This is a genomic window from Pseudomonas sp. DE0157, assembly GCF_007678615.1.
In the GTDB taxonomy this organism is placed as follows: Bacteria; Pseudomonadota; Gammaproteobacteria; order Pseudomonadales; family Pseudomonadaceae; genus Aquipseudomonas; species Aquipseudomonas parafulva_B.
In genome coordinates, this window is the sequence record NZ_VEJN01000019.1 from 33,152 (window position 1) to 50,367 (window position 17,216).

14 protein-coding genes are annotated in these 17,216 nt (G+C 64.1%); 10 read left to right on the forward strand and 4 right to left on the reverse strand.

Annotation, left to right across the window (positions count from 1 at the left end; genetic code table 11):
• Positions 1–20 precede the first annotated feature (20 nt).
• The 9 genes from FS777_RS19140 (at position 21) to FS777_RS19180 (ending at position 10,631) form a co-directional block, all read left to right on the forward strand.
• On the forward strand, positions 21–1,457 hold the full coding sequence (locus FS777_RS19140; RefSeq protein WP_058639427.1) for a TolC family outer membrane protein: 1,437 nt from the start codon (positions 21–23) through the stop codon (positions 1,455–1,457).
• Positions 1,454–3,622, forward strand: coding sequence for a type I secretion system permease/ATPase (locus tag FS777_RS19145; RefSeq protein ID WP_058639428.1), 2,169 nt, complete (start codon positions 1,454–1,456; stop codon positions 3,620–3,622). The genes FS777_RS19140 and FS777_RS19145 overlap by 4 nt, the downstream gene beginning before the upstream one ends.
• On the forward strand, positions 3,619–4,803 hold the full coding sequence (locus FS777_RS19150; RefSeq protein WP_023534727.1) for an HlyD family type I secretion periplasmic adaptor subunit: 1,185 nt from the start codon (positions 3,619–3,621) through the stop codon (positions 4,801–4,803). The genes FS777_RS19145 and FS777_RS19150 overlap by 4 nt, the downstream gene beginning before the upstream one ends.
• Positions 4,804–4,875: 72 nt before the next feature.
• Complete coding sequence (locus FS777_RS19155; protein WP_145257151.1) at positions 4,876–5,775, forward strand: chemotaxis protein; 900 nt, start codon at positions 4,876–4,878, stop codon at positions 5,773–5,775.
• A gap of 83 nt (positions 5,776–5,858) precedes the next feature.
• Entirely contained in the window at positions 5,859–6,170 is a 312-nt protein-coding gene (locus FS777_RS19160; protein ID WP_144964457.1) for a hypothetical protein, read from the forward strand.
• Entirely contained in the window at positions 6,167–6,901 is a 735-nt protein-coding gene (locus FS777_RS19165; protein ID WP_145257155.1) for a YkgJ family cysteine cluster protein, read from the forward strand. Before FS777_RS19160 ends, FS777_RS19165 begins: the two co-directional genes overlap by 4 nt.
• 341 nt (positions 6,902–7,242) lie before the next feature.
• Positions 7,243–7,467, forward strand: coding sequence for a hypothetical protein (locus FS777_RS19170; RefSeq protein WP_078479089.1), 225 nt, complete (start codon positions 7,243–7,245; stop codon positions 7,465–7,467).
• Positions 7,468–7,662: 195 nt separating this feature from the next.
• On the forward strand, positions 7,663–8,997 hold the full coding sequence (locus tag FS777_RS19175; protein ID WP_145257158.1) for an OprD family porin: 1,335 nt from the start codon (positions 7,663–7,665) through the stop codon (positions 8,995–8,997).
• Positions 8,998–9,134: 137 nt separating this feature from the next.
• Positions 9,135–10,631 carry a diguanylate cyclase domain-containing protein gene (locus FS777_RS19180; RefSeq protein WP_145257161.1) on the forward strand — a complete coding sequence of 499 codons (1,497 nt, stop codon included), beginning with the start codon at positions 9,135–9,137 and terminating at the stop codon, positions 10,629–10,631.
• On the opposite strand, the gene FS777_RS19185 is transcribed toward FS777_RS19180, so the two are convergent.
• Positions 10,628–11,104: a PA2169 family four-helix-bundle protein gene (locus FS777_RS19185; RefSeq protein WP_058639435.1), complete on the reverse strand. Its 477-nt coding sequence runs from the start codon at positions 11,102–11,104 to the stop codon at positions 10,628–10,630. The genes FS777_RS19180 and FS777_RS19185 overlap by 4 nt on opposite strands.
• A 197-nt stretch (positions 11,105–11,301) precedes the next feature.
• On the opposite strand from FS777_RS19185, the gene FS777_RS19190 reads away from it, so the two are divergent.
• Positions 11,302–11,526: a DUF3820 family protein gene (locus FS777_RS19190; RefSeq protein WP_145257164.1), complete on the forward strand. Its 225-nt coding sequence runs from the start codon at positions 11,302–11,304 to the stop codon at positions 11,524–11,526.
• Between the two features lie 99 nt (positions 11,527–11,625).
• On the opposite strand, the gene FS777_RS19195 is transcribed toward FS777_RS19190, so the two are convergent.
• Genes FS777_RS19195 through ptsP form a run of 3 tightly spaced genes read right to left on the reverse strand, consistent with a single transcriptional unit; the run spans position 11,626 to position 17,156 of the window.
• Positions 11,626–13,359 (reverse strand): PTS fructose-like transporter subunit IIB, encoded by a 1,734-nt coding sequence (locus FS777_RS19195; RefSeq protein WP_058639437.1) that lies wholly within the window; start codon positions 13,357–13,359, stop codon positions 11,626–11,628.
• The gene (gene pfkB / locus FS777_RS19200) at positions 13,356–14,303 is read right to left on the reverse strand and encodes a 1-phosphofructokinase (RefSeq protein ID WP_058639438.1); all 948 of its coding nucleotides are present in this window, start codon (positions 14,301–14,303) and stop codon (positions 13,356–13,358) included. The genes FS777_RS19195 and pfkB overlap by 4 nt, the downstream gene beginning before the upstream one ends.
• On the reverse strand, positions 14,304–17,156 hold the full coding sequence (gene ptsP, locus FS777_RS19205; RefSeq protein WP_078479092.1) for a phosphoenolpyruvate--protein phosphotransferase: 2,853 nt from the start codon (positions 17,154–17,156) through the stop codon (positions 14,304–14,306). It abuts the gene before it with no gap.
• Positions 17,157–17,216: the final 60 nt, after the last annotated feature.

A 17,216-nucleotide genomic window follows, 5' to 3' on the forward strand; every position in this document is an offset into this window, starting at 1 on the left:
ACCAGCAGTAAGGACACTCTGTGAAGCCAAGCAGTACGCTTTCACCGTGGTTGCTGGGAGCCTTCGGGCTCCTGGCCTTGAATTTTCAACCGGTGGCCCAGGCCGCCGATGACATAGACCCTGCATTACGCCAGATCGGGCCGTCCCTGCTCAGGGACGCGCCTGACGCGGTACCGGCAAGGCCCGCCGTGGGCATGGCCCCGGTCGCCGACGCGCAGCCCTTGGGGCTGTCCGAGGCCGTGTTGCAAGCCGCGCAATGGCACCCGAGCATCGCCGAGGCCATCGGCAACCTGTACAAGCAAGGCGAAGGTATCAATGTCGCCCGCGCAGGTTATTACCCGCAGATTTCCGGCGGCCTGCGTACCGGTTATGACACCGGCTACGGCGGTGACCGCAGCAGCCAGGCCATCAACCTGTCGCTCAAGCAGATGCTGTACGACTTCGGCAAGGTCGATCATGCGGTCAGCGCTGCCCAGGCCGCAGCCGCCCGGGCCCAGGCCAATATCCTGCTGGTGGTCGATGACCTGGCCCGCGACACGGCCTACGCCTGGATCGAAACGCGCCGCTATGAGCAGCTGATCGGCATTGCCCGTGACCAGATCCGTGGGGTAGGCGACATTGCCAGCATGGCCCGCCAGCGCAGTGACATGGGCGCCAGCACCCGCTCCGACGTGGTCCAGGCCGAGTCGCGGGTACAAAGCGCCCGCGCCGTGCTGGAAGAATACAGTGCCCAATACGAGCGCTGGCGCTCGACCCTGGCGGCCTTGCTCGGACGCGCCACGCCGGTCTCCCTGGACGAACGAACGCCTCGGGAACTGGCCCAGGCCTGCAAGCGGCCGAGCCAGGGCGACGAGCGCCTGCCAGCGGTACTGATGGCGCTTGCCCAACGTGCCCAGGGCCAGGCCGAACTGGCCCAGGCCAAGGCCGAGGCCTACCCTACCGTGTCGTTGCAGCCCCAGGTCAACCACTACCTGGACAATGACTACAACCGTGACAACTCACGCCTGGACCGTACCCAGGCCGGTATCTACCTCAACGTGGAGGTGCCGATCTACCAGGGCGGCTCCATCAGTGCCCGCAGTCGCGCGGCGGGCTATGCCCTGACGGCCGCCGATTCGGCCGAGGATGCCGCGCGCTTGCAGGCCCGCCGCGGCCTGGCCGAAGCCACCGCGCAAACAGCGGGGCTGGGCCGCCGCCTGAGCTCGCTCGAGGCCCGCCAGGACAGCATTCAGGAAGCGCGGATGCTTTACGGCCGCCAGTACCTGGACCTGGGCACGCGCCCCCTGCTCGACTTGCTCAATGCCGAGCAGGAAATCTACCAGTCGCGCTTCGAACTGGCCGGCACTCGTTCCGACCTGCTGCGCCTGGACGTGGACTGCCTCTACAACACGGGCGCCCTGCGGGCGGCCTTCGGCCTCGAGGGGCGTAACCTGCAAGGTGTGGAGATTCAGCCATGAGCGATCCGGTCAATGTGACACTGCCCGAACAGGCCCACGCCCCGGCACCTGCCACCAGCGCGCGGGCTGACCTCGGCCCTTGGCTGGAGGTGATGCTGCAGGTCGCGCATCACTATCGTCTGGACGTGTCCCCCCAGCGCATCCGCCTGGCCGCCGATGAGGATGCCCGGCCCCTGGACGAAATCCTGCGCCACATGGCACGCCAGGCCGGCCTGGCCTTGCGCTTTGTGCGTTTCGACGCAAAAGGCTTGCGGCAATGGCGCACGCCGCTGGTGCTGGAGCTTGATGACGGCCAATTGGCCGTGGTCGAGTCGGTGACCCAGGAGGATGACCTGGCGGTGGTCTTCGCAGGCGATCAAGGGCTGACCTCGCGCCTGCCCCGCGATGCGCTGCAAGGCAGGATCACCCGCGTTGCACTGCTGCGCCCTGCACGGCCACTGCGCGATGTGCGCACCGATGACTACACCGCCCCGTACGACCGTCACTGGTTCGCCCGCATCGTGCTGCGCGACCTGCGCCCGTATGGGCAAGTGATGATCGCCTCGCTGGTCGCCAACGTTCTGGCGCTGGCCGGGGTGCTGTTCTCGATGCAGGTCTACGACCGCGTGATTCCGGCCGAATCGCTGCCGACCTTGTATGTGCTGTTTGGCGGCGTGGTGCTGGCGCTGGTGTTCGACTTCAGCATGCGCCTGCTGCGGCTCAAGGTTACCGACCTGTTGGGCAAGCGAGCCGACCTGCGCGTCAGCGACCTGGTCTACGGCCACGCCCTGCGCCTGCGCAACTCGGTGCGGCCCAAGTCCACCGGCTCGTTCATTTCGCAGTTGCGCGAGCTGGAGTCCATCCGCGACCTGATCACCTCCAGCACCGCGACGGCACTGGCCGACCTGCCCTTCTTCCTGCTGTTCCTGTTCGTGTTCTGGCTGATCGGCGGCGTGCTGGTGTTCGTGCCGATCGTAGCCCTGGTGGCGATGGTGGTGCCGGGCTTGCTCGCGCAGCGGCGCCTGGCACGGTTAGCCAATGCCTCGATGCGCGAGTCCTCGTTGCGCAACGCCATGCTGGTCGAGAGCATCCAAGGCCTGGACGAGATCAAGGCCCTGCAAGCCGAAGCGCGTTTCGAGCGGCAATGGAACCAGTACAACGCCGCCTGCGCCCACACCAACCTGCGCCTGCGCACCCTCACCAACGGGCTGGTGGCCTGGACGCAGAATGTGCAAGGGGCCGTGTTCGCCGTGGTCATCGTGATCGGTGCGCCCATGGTGATCGCCGGTGACCTGACCACCGGCAGCCTGGTGGCCGCCTCCATGCTGGCCTCGCGCATGATGGCGCCGCTGGCCCAACTGACCCATGTCCTGACCCGATGGCAGCAGGCCAAGGTGGCCCTGCAAGGGCTGGACAAGCTGATGCAATCGCCAGTGGACCATCCTGAAGGCGAGGCACGGGTGCACATGCCTGCCCTGCGCGGTGAATACCGCTTACGCCAGGCCACCTTCCGCTACAGCGAAGAAGCGCCGCCTGTGCTCAACATCGCGCAGCTGGACATTCGTCCGGGTGAGCGCATTGCCGTGCTTGGCCGCAACGGCGCTGGCAAGTCGACGTTGCTGCAGGCGCTGGCCGGCAGCATGGACCTGATGCAGGGCGAGGTGAGCCTGGACGGTATCGCCATGGCGCACCTGGACCCGGCCGACCTGCGCCGTGACGTAGGCTTGCTGGCCCAGTACGCCAGGCTGTTCCACGGCACCCTGCGCGAGAACCTGACCCTGGGCGCCGGCCAGGCCAGCGATCAGGAGCTGGTGGCGGCGCTGTCGGCCACCGGTGCGCTGGATTTCGTGCGTCGCCTGCCCAAAGGCATGGATCACCTGATCCTCGAAGGCGGCCTGGGCCTGTCCGGTGGGCAGCGCCAGGCGCTGGTGCTGTCGCGGTTGCTGGTGCGCCAGCCGCAGGTGCTGCTGCTGGACGAACCTACTGCTTCGCTCGATGACATTACCGAGCGCCGGTTGTTGGATAACCTGGACCGCTTCTGCCAGGGCCGCACCCTGGTGATAGCCACCCACCGGTTGAGCGTGCTGCAACGGGTGGACCGCATCCTGGTGCTCGACGGCGGCCGTATCGTGATCGACGACGCGCGCGACGCCGCGTTGGCCAAACTGCAAGGAGCGCAGGCATGAGCAACCATGAACTTCCCGCCTCTTATCTCGATGGTCAGGATGACCAGGCGGTGTTTCGGGCCGGGCGCCTGATCACCCTGTGCGCGGTGATGCTGGCGGCATTCCTGGCTTGGGCTGCCTGGTTCGAGGTGACCGAGGTGTCCACCGGCACGGGCAAGGTCATCCCCAGCTCTCGCGAACAGGTCATCCAGTCGTTCGAAGGAGGCATCGTCGCGCAGATGAGCGTGGCCGAAGGTGACCTTGTCGAGCGCGGCCAGGTCCTGGCCCAGCTTGACCCGACCAAGACATCATCGAGCGTGGGCGAAAGCGAAGCCAAGTACCGCGCGGCCAAGGCCAGCCAGGCGCGGCTGCAGGCAGAGGTCACGGGCAAGCCGCTGAAATTCCCGGCCAGCCTGCGCGAGTCGCCCGAGCTGATCGAGGCGGAGACGGCGCTGTACACCACCCGCCGCCGTGGCCTTGAGCAGACATTGGCCGGTATCGAGGACTCGCTGCGGCTGGTGCGCAGCGAGCTCAAGATCACCGAAAACCTGGCGAAGATGGGCGCCTCCAGCCGCGTCGAGGTCATCCGCCTGAACCGTCAACGCTCGGAACTGGAGCTCAAGGCCACCGAGGCGCGCTCGGAGTACCTGGTGCGAGCCAGGGAAGAGCTGGCCAAGGCCAGTGCCGAGGCCGACAGCCTGTCGGAGGTGATTCGTGGCCGTAGCGACTCATTGACGCGCCTGACCCTGCGCTCGCCTGTGCGGGGCATCGTCAAGGACATCGAGGTCAATACCCTGGGCGGTGTGGTGCAGCCCGGCGGCCAGGTGATGAAGATCGTGCCGATGGATGAACGCCTGCTGATCGAAACCCGCATCGCGCCACGGGACATTGCCTTCATTCACCCCGACCAGGCCGCGAAAGTGAAGATCAGCGCCTACGACTATTCGGTGTACGGCGGCTTGGACGGCAAGGTGGTGGGGATTTCGCCGGATACCCTGCAGGACGAGGTCAAACCTGAAATCTATTATTACCGGGTGTTCATTCGTACCGAACAGGACAGCCTGCAGAACAAGGCCGGCAAGCAGTTTGCGATCGTGCCGGGGATGATCGCCACGGTGGATATTCGCACCGGGGAGAAGACCATACTCGACTACCTCATCAAACCCCTGAACCGGGCCAAGGAAGCCTTGCGCGAACGTTAGCGCAGGCGCCCCTAAAGCCTTGACGGAACAGGCCGATAACCTGTTATCCCCTGTTCCCCACCGAAGGTCACCATGGCCAAGCAAAATGCCCGCGCGGACGCGTTGTCCCTGCTGTTGTTCACCCTGCGCAGCGGCAAGCTGATGGCAATCAACCTGCTCAAGGTCAGCGAAATCATTCCGTGCCCGGCGCTGACCAAGCTTCCCGAGTCCCACCCGCATGTCAAAGGCGTGGCGACCCTGCGCGGGCATCCGCTGTCGGTGATCGACTTGTCCCGCGCCATTGGCGAGCGACCGCTGGCCGACCCCAACGCAGGGTGCTTGATCGTCACCGAGATCAGCCGCTCGCGCCAGGGCCTGCACGTGCAGGCGGTCAGCCGCATCGTGCACTGCCTGAGCACCGACATCAAACCGCCGCCTTACGGTGCGGGCAAACAGTCGTTCATAACCGGCGTTACCCGGGTGGACAACACCTTGGTGCAGGTGCTCGACATCGAGAAGGTCATTCACGGCATCGCCCCGGCACCCGTCGAATCGACCGCCAGTGGCCTGAGCGTCGAGGACGCCAGCCTGCTGGCCGCCGCCAACATCCTGGTGGTCGACGACAGCAACGTCGCCCTGCAACAGTCGGTGCATACCCTGCGCAACCTGGGGATCGAGTGCCGTACCGCCCGCAGTGCCAAGGACGCCATCGGCATTCTGCTGGAGCTGCAAGGCACGGCGCAGGAGATCAATGTCATCGTCTCGGACATCGAGATGAGCGAGATGGACGGCTATGCCTTCACCCGCAGCCTGCGCGAGAGCCCGGATTTTCAGCACGTGTACGTGCTGCTGCACACCTCGCTGGACAGCGCCATGAGCAGCGAAAAGGCGACCCAGGCCGGGGCCAACGCCATCTTGACCAAGTTCTCGTCCCCCGAGTTGACCGACTGCCTGGTGGTGGCGGCGCGGGCCGTGGTCTTCGCTGAGCGCTGACCTGCCAGCACGGCTGCGGGTTTGCCCCTCGGACTGACTGGGGCATACTTCCAGACCCTCTCGCAACCAGCAGGAAGCCACGCATGAAACGTATCAGCCTCATCCTGATCAGTTGCGCCCTGTTCAGCGGCCTCGTCCAGGCCTCCAGCAGCCAGGCCTGGAACGAGCACCGTCAGCAGATGCTCAAGGCCTGCCTGGCTGCCAGCCAGTTCAAGAACGCCCATGCTCGCGGCAAGCCCGCCGAGTTCGACGATCAGACCGGCATGAGCGCTCTGCTGGTCGAGGGCGTGTACCCGCAAAAGCACATGAAGCAGCGGACCGGTACCGAGTTGTGCCTGTATGACCGCAAGCAGCAGCGGGCGTATGTAAGTGAATGGAGCCCGCAAACCAAGTGAGCGATAGCCTGCGTTTCGCCTGCACCGGCTGCGGCAAGTGCTGCAGCGGCCACCATGTGCCCCTGACCCTGGTCGAGTCGCAGCGCTGGGCCCGCGACGGTGGGCAGGTAATCGTGCTGATAGAGGCATTCGTCGTCGACGGCCCTGGCATGCCTCCTGAGCAACGCGAACATGTGCTGTTGCGCTCTCACGCCGTGCCCAGTGCCGACGGCCAGATCCGGGTGTCGGTAACCTTCGCGGCCTTCAACCCTGGCCGCTGCCGCTATCTGGACGACAACGACCTGTGCGCCATTTACGACAAGCGCCCACTGGTGTGCAGGATCTATCCGGTTGAAATCAACCCGCACATCCCCTTGCGGCCCGAGGGCAAGGATTGCCCGCCTGAGGCCTGGCAACAGGGGCCTGAGCTGATCCACGGCACGCAGTTGGTCGATGCCCAGTTGCAGGCGTTGGTGCAGGCCTCTCGGCAGGCAGACAGGGAGGACATCGCGGCCAAGGTGGCGGTCTGCCATGCACTGGGCATGACGACTAGCGCGCTCAAAGGCAACGGCTTTACTGCCTACTTGCCTGACATGCATGCGTTTGCCACAGCGCTTGCAGAGCTGCCCCAGGACATCTGGGGATCTTGGGCTCTGCATGTCGAGGATGCGGCATTGCAGGCACAGTTACAGGCGCACGGGGTACAGGTGACTGACCAGCCACCGGTTTATTACGCGTTTATCGGGTTCTAGGGGCGGGGCCGCTTTGCGGCCCCGGCAATGTGAGCTGCGAAGCTGAGCACCTGCAGCTGCCACCTTCGTGGCCGTTCTGGCCGAGGCAAGCGTGCGCTCCGTCCGCGTCCAGTAACCGTCTGAATGTAAGCCCCCTAACGCCCACTCTGAACCTCGGCTCTCACTAGTTCCCTACAAGGCTCTAAACCGGGCATTTCAAAGAAAATCCCCGCCATTCCAGCCCCGATACTTACCTTTTACGCAACAGTTCTTATCCAACTTCGCTCTGTTTAAACTGCCTCCACACGACTAACTTTACCCCTGTCCTCATTAGTACTTGCACCGCAAGAAGGTAGTTAGAAATGTCCAACAGTATGGGTATTGCCAGCGTGTTCGTCCTGTCGTCCCTGTTGTTGTCCCCCCTGGCCATGGCCGAAGAGTCGCCTGCATTCGTGGCCCGCAACGCCGAGTTCGCAGCGGCCCATCAGGAGGCCCGTGAAACAGTGGCCACACAGCATGCCGACACCGTCAAAGGCTCGCCGCAGACAGCGTCCAAAGCGGTTGTCGATACCGACGCCGACAGCTGAGCCTACACCTCGGCGCGTTCAACAGGCGCCATGGGATTCATCTGTTTCAATATGTTAGCCTCTAAAAGCCGCTGCCCTATCAGCGGCTTTTTTTCGTATGCGCTGTGTTTTTTCCTGGCAGTTGTGTCATGCGCCAAGCATGGCCATCCCTTATAACAAGCACTGCCCCGCCTACCGATCAAGGAGTCTATACCGGTGTCTTTCGCGTTTCGCTTCACCCCGCTTTTCATTGCGCTCAGTGCAAGTATTCCCGTCACGGCTCAGGCCACCGATGACAACGCCGAGGGTTTTGTCGAGGGATCGTCGTTGAACCTGCACTTGCGCAATGCTTATTTCAACCGCGATACCCACAATCACGGTGCACGCGATACGCGGGAATGGGGTCAAGGGGCAGTGGCGCGCTTCGAATCCGGTTACACACCAGGCACTGTCGGTTTCGGTCTGGACGCGCACGCCATGCTAGGGGTGAAGCTCGACGGTGGTGGTGGTCATGCAGGCACCAGCATCCTGCCGACCCGTGTGAAAAGCGACGGTGAACTGGGGGCAGCCCCGCATTCGTTTTCCACCGCAGGCGCGGCGCTCAAGCTCAAGGCGCTGGACACCGAGTTCAAGGCCGGTGATCTGTTTCTGACCAACCCCGTGATCGCCGGTGGCGAAACCCGCATGCTGCCGCAGACGTTCCGGGGTATCAGCCTGACCAACACCAGCGTCGAAGGGCTGCTGCTTGAGGGTGGCAAGGTCAGTTTCACCAAGCCCTACAACCAAAGCGGCCATCGCCGTATCGACACCTACTACGGCTCACTGGATGAGCGCGGCAAGAGCAAGCACCTGAGCTGGGCGGGCGCAGCCTGGAGCGGTACACCCAACATCACGACCAGCGTGTATGCGGCTGAACTCAAGGACATTTGGAACCAGTACTACGCCGACTTCGACTACACCTATGTGGTCAACGAGCAGGTCAGCCTCAACCCTGGCGCTCACTTCTACCATACGCAAGACACAGGCCGGGCCTTGCTGGGCAGCATCGACAACAACACCTACAGCCTGCACCTGACCCTCAATGCAGGCGCTCATACCGTGACCGCCGCCTATCAGCGGGTTAACGGCGATACGCCGTTCGACTACATCAACCTCGGAGACAGCGTCTACCTGGACAACTCGCGCATGTATTCGGATTTCAATGCGCCGAACGAGCGGTCCTGGAAACTTCAGTACGGGTATGACTTCGCCGGCCTCGACCTGCCTGGCCTGAGCGCATCGCTGTCGTACTCGCGGGGCAAGGCCGACCTGACCAAGGCTGCCCAGGACAACAGCCATTACGACTACTACCGGGCTGATGGCAAGCAGGCCCAGCATTGGGAACGCGACCTGGACGTCAAGTACGTGTTCCAGGAAGGCGACCTCAAAGACCTCTCGGTGCTGGTCCGTTACGCCACGCACCGCGGCGGCCAAGGCTACGCCTCGATCGATGGCAACAGCAACAACGACGAAGTGCGCGTCATCGTCGACTACCCTCTGAACGTGTTCTGACAGCCTGGTACAGACACTGGCTAATCCGTGCGGCAGGGCGATCTCTGCCGCGCTGTGATTCCGTCGGGCGAACTTGTCCGACAATCACCTCTTGCCTAGAATGTCGCCGCCGCAAATGGCCCCCAGCAGTCGCGACCATGCCTACCTCACCGTTACGCCTTGCCTCTTCCCGGTCGCACCCTGAACTGGCTCTCGTGCTGGGCAGTTGCCTGGCCGTGCTCGCCATCGTGGCCATCGTCAGCTACTTGCTGATGCGCGAGCGTGAGAGCGTGGAGCAATCGGCCGTACGCTCGGCCAACAACATCGTGCAATTGATCGAAAGTGACATCCTGCGCAATGTCGAGCTTTATGATCAGGCCCTTCAAGGGTTGATCTGGGCGGTAGGCCGCAAGGAGCTGCCCTCGGTACCCGGCCCCCTGCGCCAACGGCTGCTGTTCGATGATACCTTCGCCGACCGCAAGCGCGGGGACGTACTGTGGCTGAACAGCAATGGTGACGTGGTAGGTGATTCGACCAGCAGCGTACCGCGCAAGGCCAACTTCCGGGACACGGGCGTGTTCCAGACCCACTTGCACAACCCAAACACCGCCCTGCTGGTGGGGCCGCCGTTCAAGGCCCGGTTGGGCGACCTGGACTGGTGCATCAGCTTCAGCCGGCGCATCACCGACCCGAACGGCAATTTCGCCGGGATTGCGGCTGGCGCACTGCGCCTTGGCTATGTCACCGATCTGTTCAAACGCCTGGATATCGGTGCCAACAGCAGCGTGAACCTGTTCAACGTCGAAGGCCAGCTACTGGCCCGCCAACCCATGGGCCCGTCCGCCCCATCTGTGGGCAGCCAGTACGCCGGCAAGCCCAATTTCCAGCGAATACTCGGGCAACAAAGTGGCAGCTTCGTCGCGGCCTCAGCCGGGGATAACAGCGAGCACATGTATACCTTTGCACGGGTGGGCGACCTGCCGCTGATCGTGCTGGTGGTGCATGCCACCGACGAGGTGTTCGCGTCCTGGCGCCGCACGGCGCTGCTGGTCAGCGTCGCCACCGGGCTGCTGTGTGCAGGGATCATCTGGTTGACCTGGCTACTCGGCCGGGAGCTGCATCGCCGTTACCAGGCTGAACAGCGCCTGGCGTCCTTGGCCGCGACCGACAGCCTGACCGGCCTGGCCAATCGCCGGCACCTGGATCAAATGCTGCGCCATGAATGGGCACGTGCCCAGCGTACCCGCCAGCCACTGACGGTGCTGATGGTGGATGTGGACCATTTCAAGGCGTTCAATCAGCGCCACGGCCATGCGGGCGGTGATCACGCACTGCGCGAGGTGGCCAAGGCCATCGAGGCCTGCATCCGTCGGCCGGCCGATCTGGCTGCTCGGTATGGCGGGGAGGAATTTCAGGTGGTACTGCCAGAAACCGACGCGCAAGGTGCACGGCTGCTGGCAGAACGGATATGCCGTAGCGTCGAGCGACTCGCTCCTTTCGGTAACGATACCCAGCCGGTCACGGTGAGCATCGGCATTGGCAGCTTCAACGCAAACACCCAGCAGGGCCTAGCAGCCATGCTGGGTGGTGCGGATGAAGCGCTCTACCGGGCCAAGGCCAAGGGCCGCAACCGGGTAGAAGGCCCGGTCACTTAAGAGCGGGCGCGGGCCGAATCACGCAGCGCCTTTACTTGGTCATGGTTGCGCTGTACGCCTTGCAGCTGTTTCTCGACCAGGGTGTAGGTGGAGTCTGTTGCACTACGACCCAGCTTCACCAGTTTCTCACGGGCCTCTTTGTAGGCCTTCAGCGCATGATCCTCACCGCGCTCGACTTCGTTGAGCACTGCCTCTTCGCTCTTACCTGTCAGCATGGACTTGAAGTTCACCCATCCCCGATGGATATCAGCTGTAATGCTGGTAGATGTCTCTGGATCCCCGCCAAGCCTACGTACTTCGCTTTGCAGTTCGGCAGCAGCATTCGCGCACTCGCCAGCACGTTGAACGAAGAACGCTTTCAGTTCAGGATTCTTGACATCATCGGCCGATTCACGGAAACCCTTTTCGCCGTCTTTGCTGTACTCGATCAGGTCGTTCAATACGTTGATAACGTCTTTGTTAACGTCACTCATGGCAAAACTCCTTGGCAGGTGATAGTCATCTGGATAGGAGCAGTGATCGTGCCAAATTGAGCAATCTTATAAAATGCATATATTTCAATGACTTAGCCAAATCAAATATTATTTGGAAAGCAGCATTCTGCATGATTGCGCTTGGGTACTCGTGCAGATTGCCGTATGGTCGGCATTTTCACGTTCAGATCTGAAAAATGTTCAACCAGCAAAGTCTTGAACTGTTAGTGACTCGCAGTATGCCGTTTGGCAAATACCAAGGTCGGATCATTGCCGACCTGCCGGGCGATTACCTGGCGTGGTTTGCGCGCAAGGGCTTTCCAACAGGGGAGCTGGGGGAGTTGCTGGCCTTGATGCATGAAGTCAACCATAACGGTCTGAGTGACCTGCTGGTGCCATTGCGGCGCAAGCATGGGTGTTGAGCGGGTTCGCCGACCGTGCCGGTAAACGGCACTGTGCCAGGCTGACGCCGCCCCTTAAGAGCGGCATCCGTAGCCGAAAAGGCTTGCCGTTAAGCACCTCTATCCCTTGGCCGGCGCCACCATCAGCTCGACGTTTTCGTTCCTCTTGATCAGCGCATACACCACCGCCGTCAACAAGCTACCTGCGACAATCGCCAACAGGTACAACGCGGCATGGTTGATGGCGTTCGGGATCAACAGGACGAACAGTCCGCCATGGGGCGCCATGAGTTTGCAACCAAAGTACATGGACAAGGCCCCGGTCAGCGCGCCCCCTGCCAGGCTCGCCGGAATCACTCGCAGCGGATCCTTGGCGGCGAATGGGATGGCCCCTTCGGAAATGAAGCACAGCCCCAGTGCCAAGGCCGCCTTCCCCGCCTCCCGCTCGCTCTGGGCAAACTTGCGCCTGGCCAGGAACGTGGCCAAGCCCAGGCCAATCGGCGGTACCATGCCGGCGGCCATGGTGGCAGCCATCGGGGCATAGCTCGAAGACGCCAGCAACCCTACCGAGAACGCATAAGCGGCCTTGTTGATCGGTCCGCCGAGGTCGACGCACATCATGCCACCAAGCAGCAGCCCCAGCAGGATCGCGTTGGTGGTGCCCATGCTGTCGAGAAACCGCGTAAGGCCTTCGAGCATGGCCGCCACCGGCTGCCCCACCACATAGATCATCACCAGACCGGTGAACAGGCTGGCCAGCAAGGGAATGATCAGGATCGGCTTGAGCGCCTCCAGACTGGTGGGCAGCTTCGCCCAGCGGGCAATGGCTTTGGCGCTGTAGCCGGCCAGAAAGCCCGCCACGATGCCGCCGATGAAGCCGGCACCCAGGGTGCTGGCCAGCAGCCCGCCGATCATGCCTGGGGCCAACCCTGGCCGATCGGCGATGGACCAGGCGATATAGCCGGCCAGCAGTGGCACCATCAGCTTGAAGGCCGCTTCACCGCCGATCTGCATCAGCGCAGCCGGTAGCGTCCCCGCTTGCTTGTAGGCTTCGATACCGAACACGAACGACAAGGCAATCAGCAGGCCCCCGGCCACGACCATGGGCAGCATGAACGAGACACCGGTCAGCAGGTGCTTGTAGACGCCGGTTTTTTCGCCCTTGCTGGCGGCAGCGCTGGCCGAAGCAGTCCCACCCTCCTCCACCTTGGCTTCGGCCAGCGCCTTGTCCAGGGTGGCGCGGGCCTGCTTGAGCGCAATGCCAGTGCCGCAGCGGTAGATGCGCTTGCCCGCAAAGCGCGCTGCGGGCACCTCGATGTCAGCGGCCAGCAGCACCACGTCGGCAGCTGCGATGGCTTGGGCAGAAAGCGGGTTGCGTGCCCCGACCGAGCCCTGGGTTTCAACGGTGAGCTGGTAGCCCATCTGTTGCGCGGCCTGTTGCAGGGCTTCGGCCGCCATGAAGGTATGGGCGACGCCAGTCGGGCACGCAGTGACTGCAACGATGCGCACTTCCTCGCGGGTGTCGACATCGGGGGCTACGGCCATCAGCGGCTGCGCATTGGCAGCTGCTTCGTCGAGAAAACCTTCGCGGTCAGCCAAAGCCTGGGACGGCGTGCTCTGGTACACACGCTTGCCTACAAAGCGGGTAAGGTCCACCGGGCCGGTGCTGACCACCAGCACCCAGTCGGCGTCGGCGATCTGCGCTGCGTCGAGCTGTCGTTCGGGATGCTCGGCATCCTGCACCTCGACCTGGGTGGTCCAGCCACGGCGCTGGGCCGCAGCCGCCAGCAGACGTGCGCTGAGCACGCTCGATACCTGGCCATTGGGGCAGGCAGTGAGAATGACAATGTTCATTGGCAACCCTCTTGTTGTTCTGTCAGGCTCACAGCGGCTTGCAGGCGGGCCAACTGGTCATGGTCGTTGATGCCGAAACCCACCTGGGTGACGGCCTGTGCGGCGATGGCGGTGGCACGGGCCAAGGTGCGCGATGCGGCTTCACCCTGCAACAGCCCGTGGACCATGCCGGCCACGAGGGAGTCCCCAGCACCGACCGTGCTGGCCACCTTCACCTTGGGCGGTACCGCCGCCAGGGTGAAATCATGGGCGAACCAGCGTACCCCGTGCTCGCCGGCCGAAACCACCACGTGCTCGACGCCCTCATCCAGTAGCTGTCGGGCGGCCAGTCGCTGTTGATCAGCATCGTCCACGGGCGTGCCCAGGGCTTCGCCCAACTCTTCGGTATTGGGCTTGACCAGCCAGGGCAGGCTTTGCAGACCGACGCGCAGCGCCTGGCCGCTGGTGTCCAGCGCCACTTTCAAGCCCATGGCCTTGAGCTCATCGAGCAAATCACCAAACCATTGAGGGCTAATCCCGCGTGGCAGGCTCCCGGCAACGACCACGGCGTCATGCCCCGGTGCTTCCTGGCGCAACAGGCGCAGCAAGGCATCGCGGGCGGCCGCGTCCACTTCCGGACCCAGGCCATTGATGTCGGTGACGCGGCCATCGGCCTCGACCAGCTTGAGGTTGCTGCGGGTTTCCCCAGGCACGCGCACGAAGCAATCGCAGAAGCCGCGCCAGTCGATCAGCGCTTCGAACGCCTGCAGGTTGTCCTGCCCAAGAAAACCACTGACGGTCACGGTATGGCCCAGGTCGGCCAGCACCTGGGCGACGTTCAAGCCCTTGCCAGCTGCGTGGCTGTGCTGGGCCTGGCTGCGGTTGACGTGACCGGGGCGCAGGCTGTCGAGCCCGATGGTGATGTCCACGGCAGGGTTGAGGGTCAGGGTAAGGATCTTGGCCATTCAATAACGCTCCACCAGCGCGCGAACCGCGGCGGCACTGTCTTGTTGCAAGGCCTCGCGCGCCAAAGCGCGGGCTGTACGGGAATCGGCCTGGCGCACCAGAGCCTTGACTTCGGCGACGCTGCGCGACGCCACGCTCAGCTCGTCCACTTCAAGCCCCAGCAGCACCGCGACGGCCTGCGGGTCAGCCGCCAGTTCGCCGCAAACCCCCACCCACTTGCCATGGGCGTGGGCGGCGCGCACTGTCATGTCGATCAGGCTGAGGACCGCAGGATGCAGCCCATCGGCCTGGACGGACAGGCTGGGGTGGCCACGGTCGATGGCCAGGGTGTATTGGGTCAGGTCATTGGTGCCGATGCTGAAGAAGTCCACCTCGCGCGCCAGTTGTGGCGCTAACAAGGCTGCCGAGGGCACCTCGACCATGATGCCCACCTGCAGGTCTGCCACGGGAATCTCCATACGCAGGCGCTCGACCATCGCACGTGCCTCGCGCCACTCGTGCATCTGCCCGACCATAGGGAACATGATGCGCAAAGGGCGTTGATCGGCGGCGCGCAGCAGAGCACGCAGCTGGTCTTCCATCACCTGCGGGCGCTGCAGGGTCAGGCGCACGCCGCGCACGCCGAGGAAGGGGTTTTCTTCCGCGGCGATCGGCCAGTAGGGCAGCGGCTTGTCACCGCCCACGTCCAGGGTACGCACCACCAGCGGGCGCCCGTCCAGGCCATCGAGCACGCGCCGGTACTCGGCCTCTTGGGTGGCCACATCTGGCGCCTGGGAATGGGCCATGAAGATCAGCTCGGTGCGCAACAGGCCGACGCCTTCGGCCCCCTGCTCCACCACTTTGGCGATACCGCTGCTTTCACCGATGTTGGCGAACACTTCGATGGCATGGCCATCACGGGTCACGGCCGGGTCGAAACGGTTGGCCCACGCGGCTTGCAAGCGCTGCTCGCGCAGGTCGCGCTCAGCCAAGGCACGCTGCAGCTCATCGGCTGGCGGCGCGACGTTGACCACTCCGCGCTGGCCGTCGAGCAGCAGCGGCGTGCCGTTTTCCACTAGCAGCACGCTGGCGCCGGCTCCGACCACGGCAGGGATACCCAGCGCCCGGGCGACAATGGCGCTGTGCGCGGTGGCGCCACCCTGGGCCGTGACGATCCCGGCAACCCGCGCCGGGTCGAGCCTGGCGACATCGGAGGGGCCGACCTCGCTCATCACCAGTACGTAAGGTTGGTCAGGCTCGCTCTGCGTCTGGACCCCGCACAGCTGGGCCAATACGCGGCGGCCCACGTCGCGCAGGTCGGCAGCCCGCTCGGCCAGCAAAGCGTCATGCAGCGCTTCCTGCTGGCTGGCGGCTGACTCGATCACCGCCACCCATGCGGCAGCGGCACTCTCCCCCTGAGCCAGGCGCTGCTCGACGTCGTCGGTCAGAGCCGGGTCGGCCAGCATTTCCTGATGGGTGACGAAAATCTCGCCGATGGCCGCGTCGCTGCGCTGCACCAGCACCTGAAGATCGGCACTGACGGTAGCCACGGCCTGGGTCAGCTTGTGACGTTCCTGATCGTACGACTCGCCGCGCAGCGGGTAGTCGTACGTGCGCTCGGTCACGACGTGGGCAGGGCCGCACGCGATACCCGGGGCAGCGCCCACACCCTGTACGCGGCTGCCGGCCGCCGGCGCCTTCGCCTTTTCGACGGTTGGCTGCGCGGGGGTCTCTGGGACAAGCGGCAGTGCCTCCACCTCCTCGCCCAGCCCTTGCTCGATGGCTGCCAGTAACGCAGGCAGGGCATCGGCGGCGATAGCGGGCTCGGCCACCAGTTCCAGTTCCTGGCCACGGCGCGCGCCCAGGCTCAACAGCTTGCTCAGGCTTTTCACCGAGACGCCAGGCTGACCGCTCTCGACCACGCGCACGCGAATGTCGCCCTCGAAACGTTTGGCCAGTTGCGCCAGCACCTTGGCTGGGCGGGCATGCAGGCCGTGGGCATTGGCCAGCAGGATGCGTGCGCTCGGCCAGTCGGCAGGCGCCTCGCCGCCGAGCACTTCGAGCACGGCGCGGCTGCTGGTGGCCTGGTAGAGCATCTGCCCGCGCCCTTCGATCAACACTTCGCACAACCGTTCGAGCAATGCCTGGTGGGCAGCCCCCAGGCTGGCCAGGCAGAACAGGCCAGTCAGCGGTTGATCGCGATAACGCACAGGTTGTGCCGGGGTGACGAAGGCCAGGCCTGGCTGGCGAACTTGGCGTTCGCTGTGCAGCCACCACAAACCCTCTCCCAGCGGCAGCGGCTCTGCCTGCTGCAGCACGGCGGCAAAGCCGCTGTCCACGCAGTTGGCGCGCTGCAACAGGCGCGCACCGCGCCAGGCCAGCTCATCGAAGTCTTCGGCCGGAAGGTTCAGGGCGATCAATTGCGCATCGAGCGCCAGCGCCTGCGGTGCACCCTGCAGCAGTTTGAGCAAGGCCTCGGCCGAGCCTGCACGGCGCAGGGCTTCTGCCAGATCGGTTTCGCCCAGGGCACGGGTCAGCAATTGCAGAAGGCGCAAGTGCTCGTCAGAGCGCGCGGCGATGCCAATGGCCAGGTACACGATCTGCCCATCACCCCAGTCCACACCCTCGGGAAACTGCAACAGGCGCACGCCCGTGGTGTACACCAGGTCGCGGGTCTGCGGCGTACCGTGGGGGATGGCGATGCCCTGGCCAAGGAACGTGGAACCTTGCGCCTCGCGATCCTGCAACCCTTGCAGGTAGCCCTCGGCGACCAGTCCGTCGGCGACCAGGCGATCCGCCAGCAGGCGCAATGCATGTGCCTTGTCTGGGGCCGTCTGGCCCATGGCTATCTGCTCCTTGGCGAGCTCAAGCATGACCTTCTCCCTTTGCAGTTCCCGGATGGGTACTGGAGTATTGTTGTGAAATTCACGGAA

Coding starts and splice junctions, on each gene's coding strand:
- FS777_RS19145 (WP_058639428.1), top strand. CDS start 1,454: ATGAGCGATCCGGTCAATGTGACACTGCCCGAACAGGCCCACGCCCCG.
- FS777_RS19150 (WP_023534727.1), top strand. CDS start 3,619: ATGAGCAACCATGAACTTCCCGCCTCTTATCTCGATGGTCAGGATGAC.
- FS777_RS19155 (WP_145257151.1), top strand. CDS start 4,876: ATGGCCAAGCAAAATGCCCGCGCGGACGCGTTGTCCCTGCTGTTGTTC.
- FS777_RS19160 (WP_144964457.1), top strand. CDS start 5,859: ATGAAACGTATCAGCCTCATCCTGATCAGTTGCGCCCTGTTCAGCGGC.
- FS777_RS19170 (WP_078479089.1), top strand. CDS start 7,243: ATGTCCAACAGTATGGGTATTGCCAGCGTGTTCGTCCTGTCGTCCCTG.
- FS777_RS19180 (WP_145257161.1), top strand. CDS start 9,135: ATGCCTACCTCACCGTTACGCCTTGCCTCTTCCCGGTCGCACCCTGAA.
- FS777_RS19185 (WP_058639435.1), bottom strand. CDS start 11,104: ATGAGTGACGTTAACAAAGACGTTATCAACGTATTGAACGACCTGATC.
- FS777_RS19190 (WP_145257164.1), top strand. CDS start 11,302: ATGTTCAACCAGCAAAGTCTTGAACTGTTAGTGACTCGCAGTATGCCG.
- FS777_RS19195 (WP_058639437.1), bottom strand. CDS start 13,359: ATGAACATTGTCATTCTCACTGCCTGCCCCAATGGCCAGGTATCGAGC.
- pfkB (WP_058639438.1), bottom strand. CDS start 14,303: ATGGCCAAGATCCTTACCCTGACCCTCAACCCTGCCGTGGACATCACC.
- ptsP (WP_078479092.1), bottom strand. CDS start 17,156: ATGCTTGAGCTCGCCAAGGAGCAGATAGCCATGGGCCAGACGGCCCCA.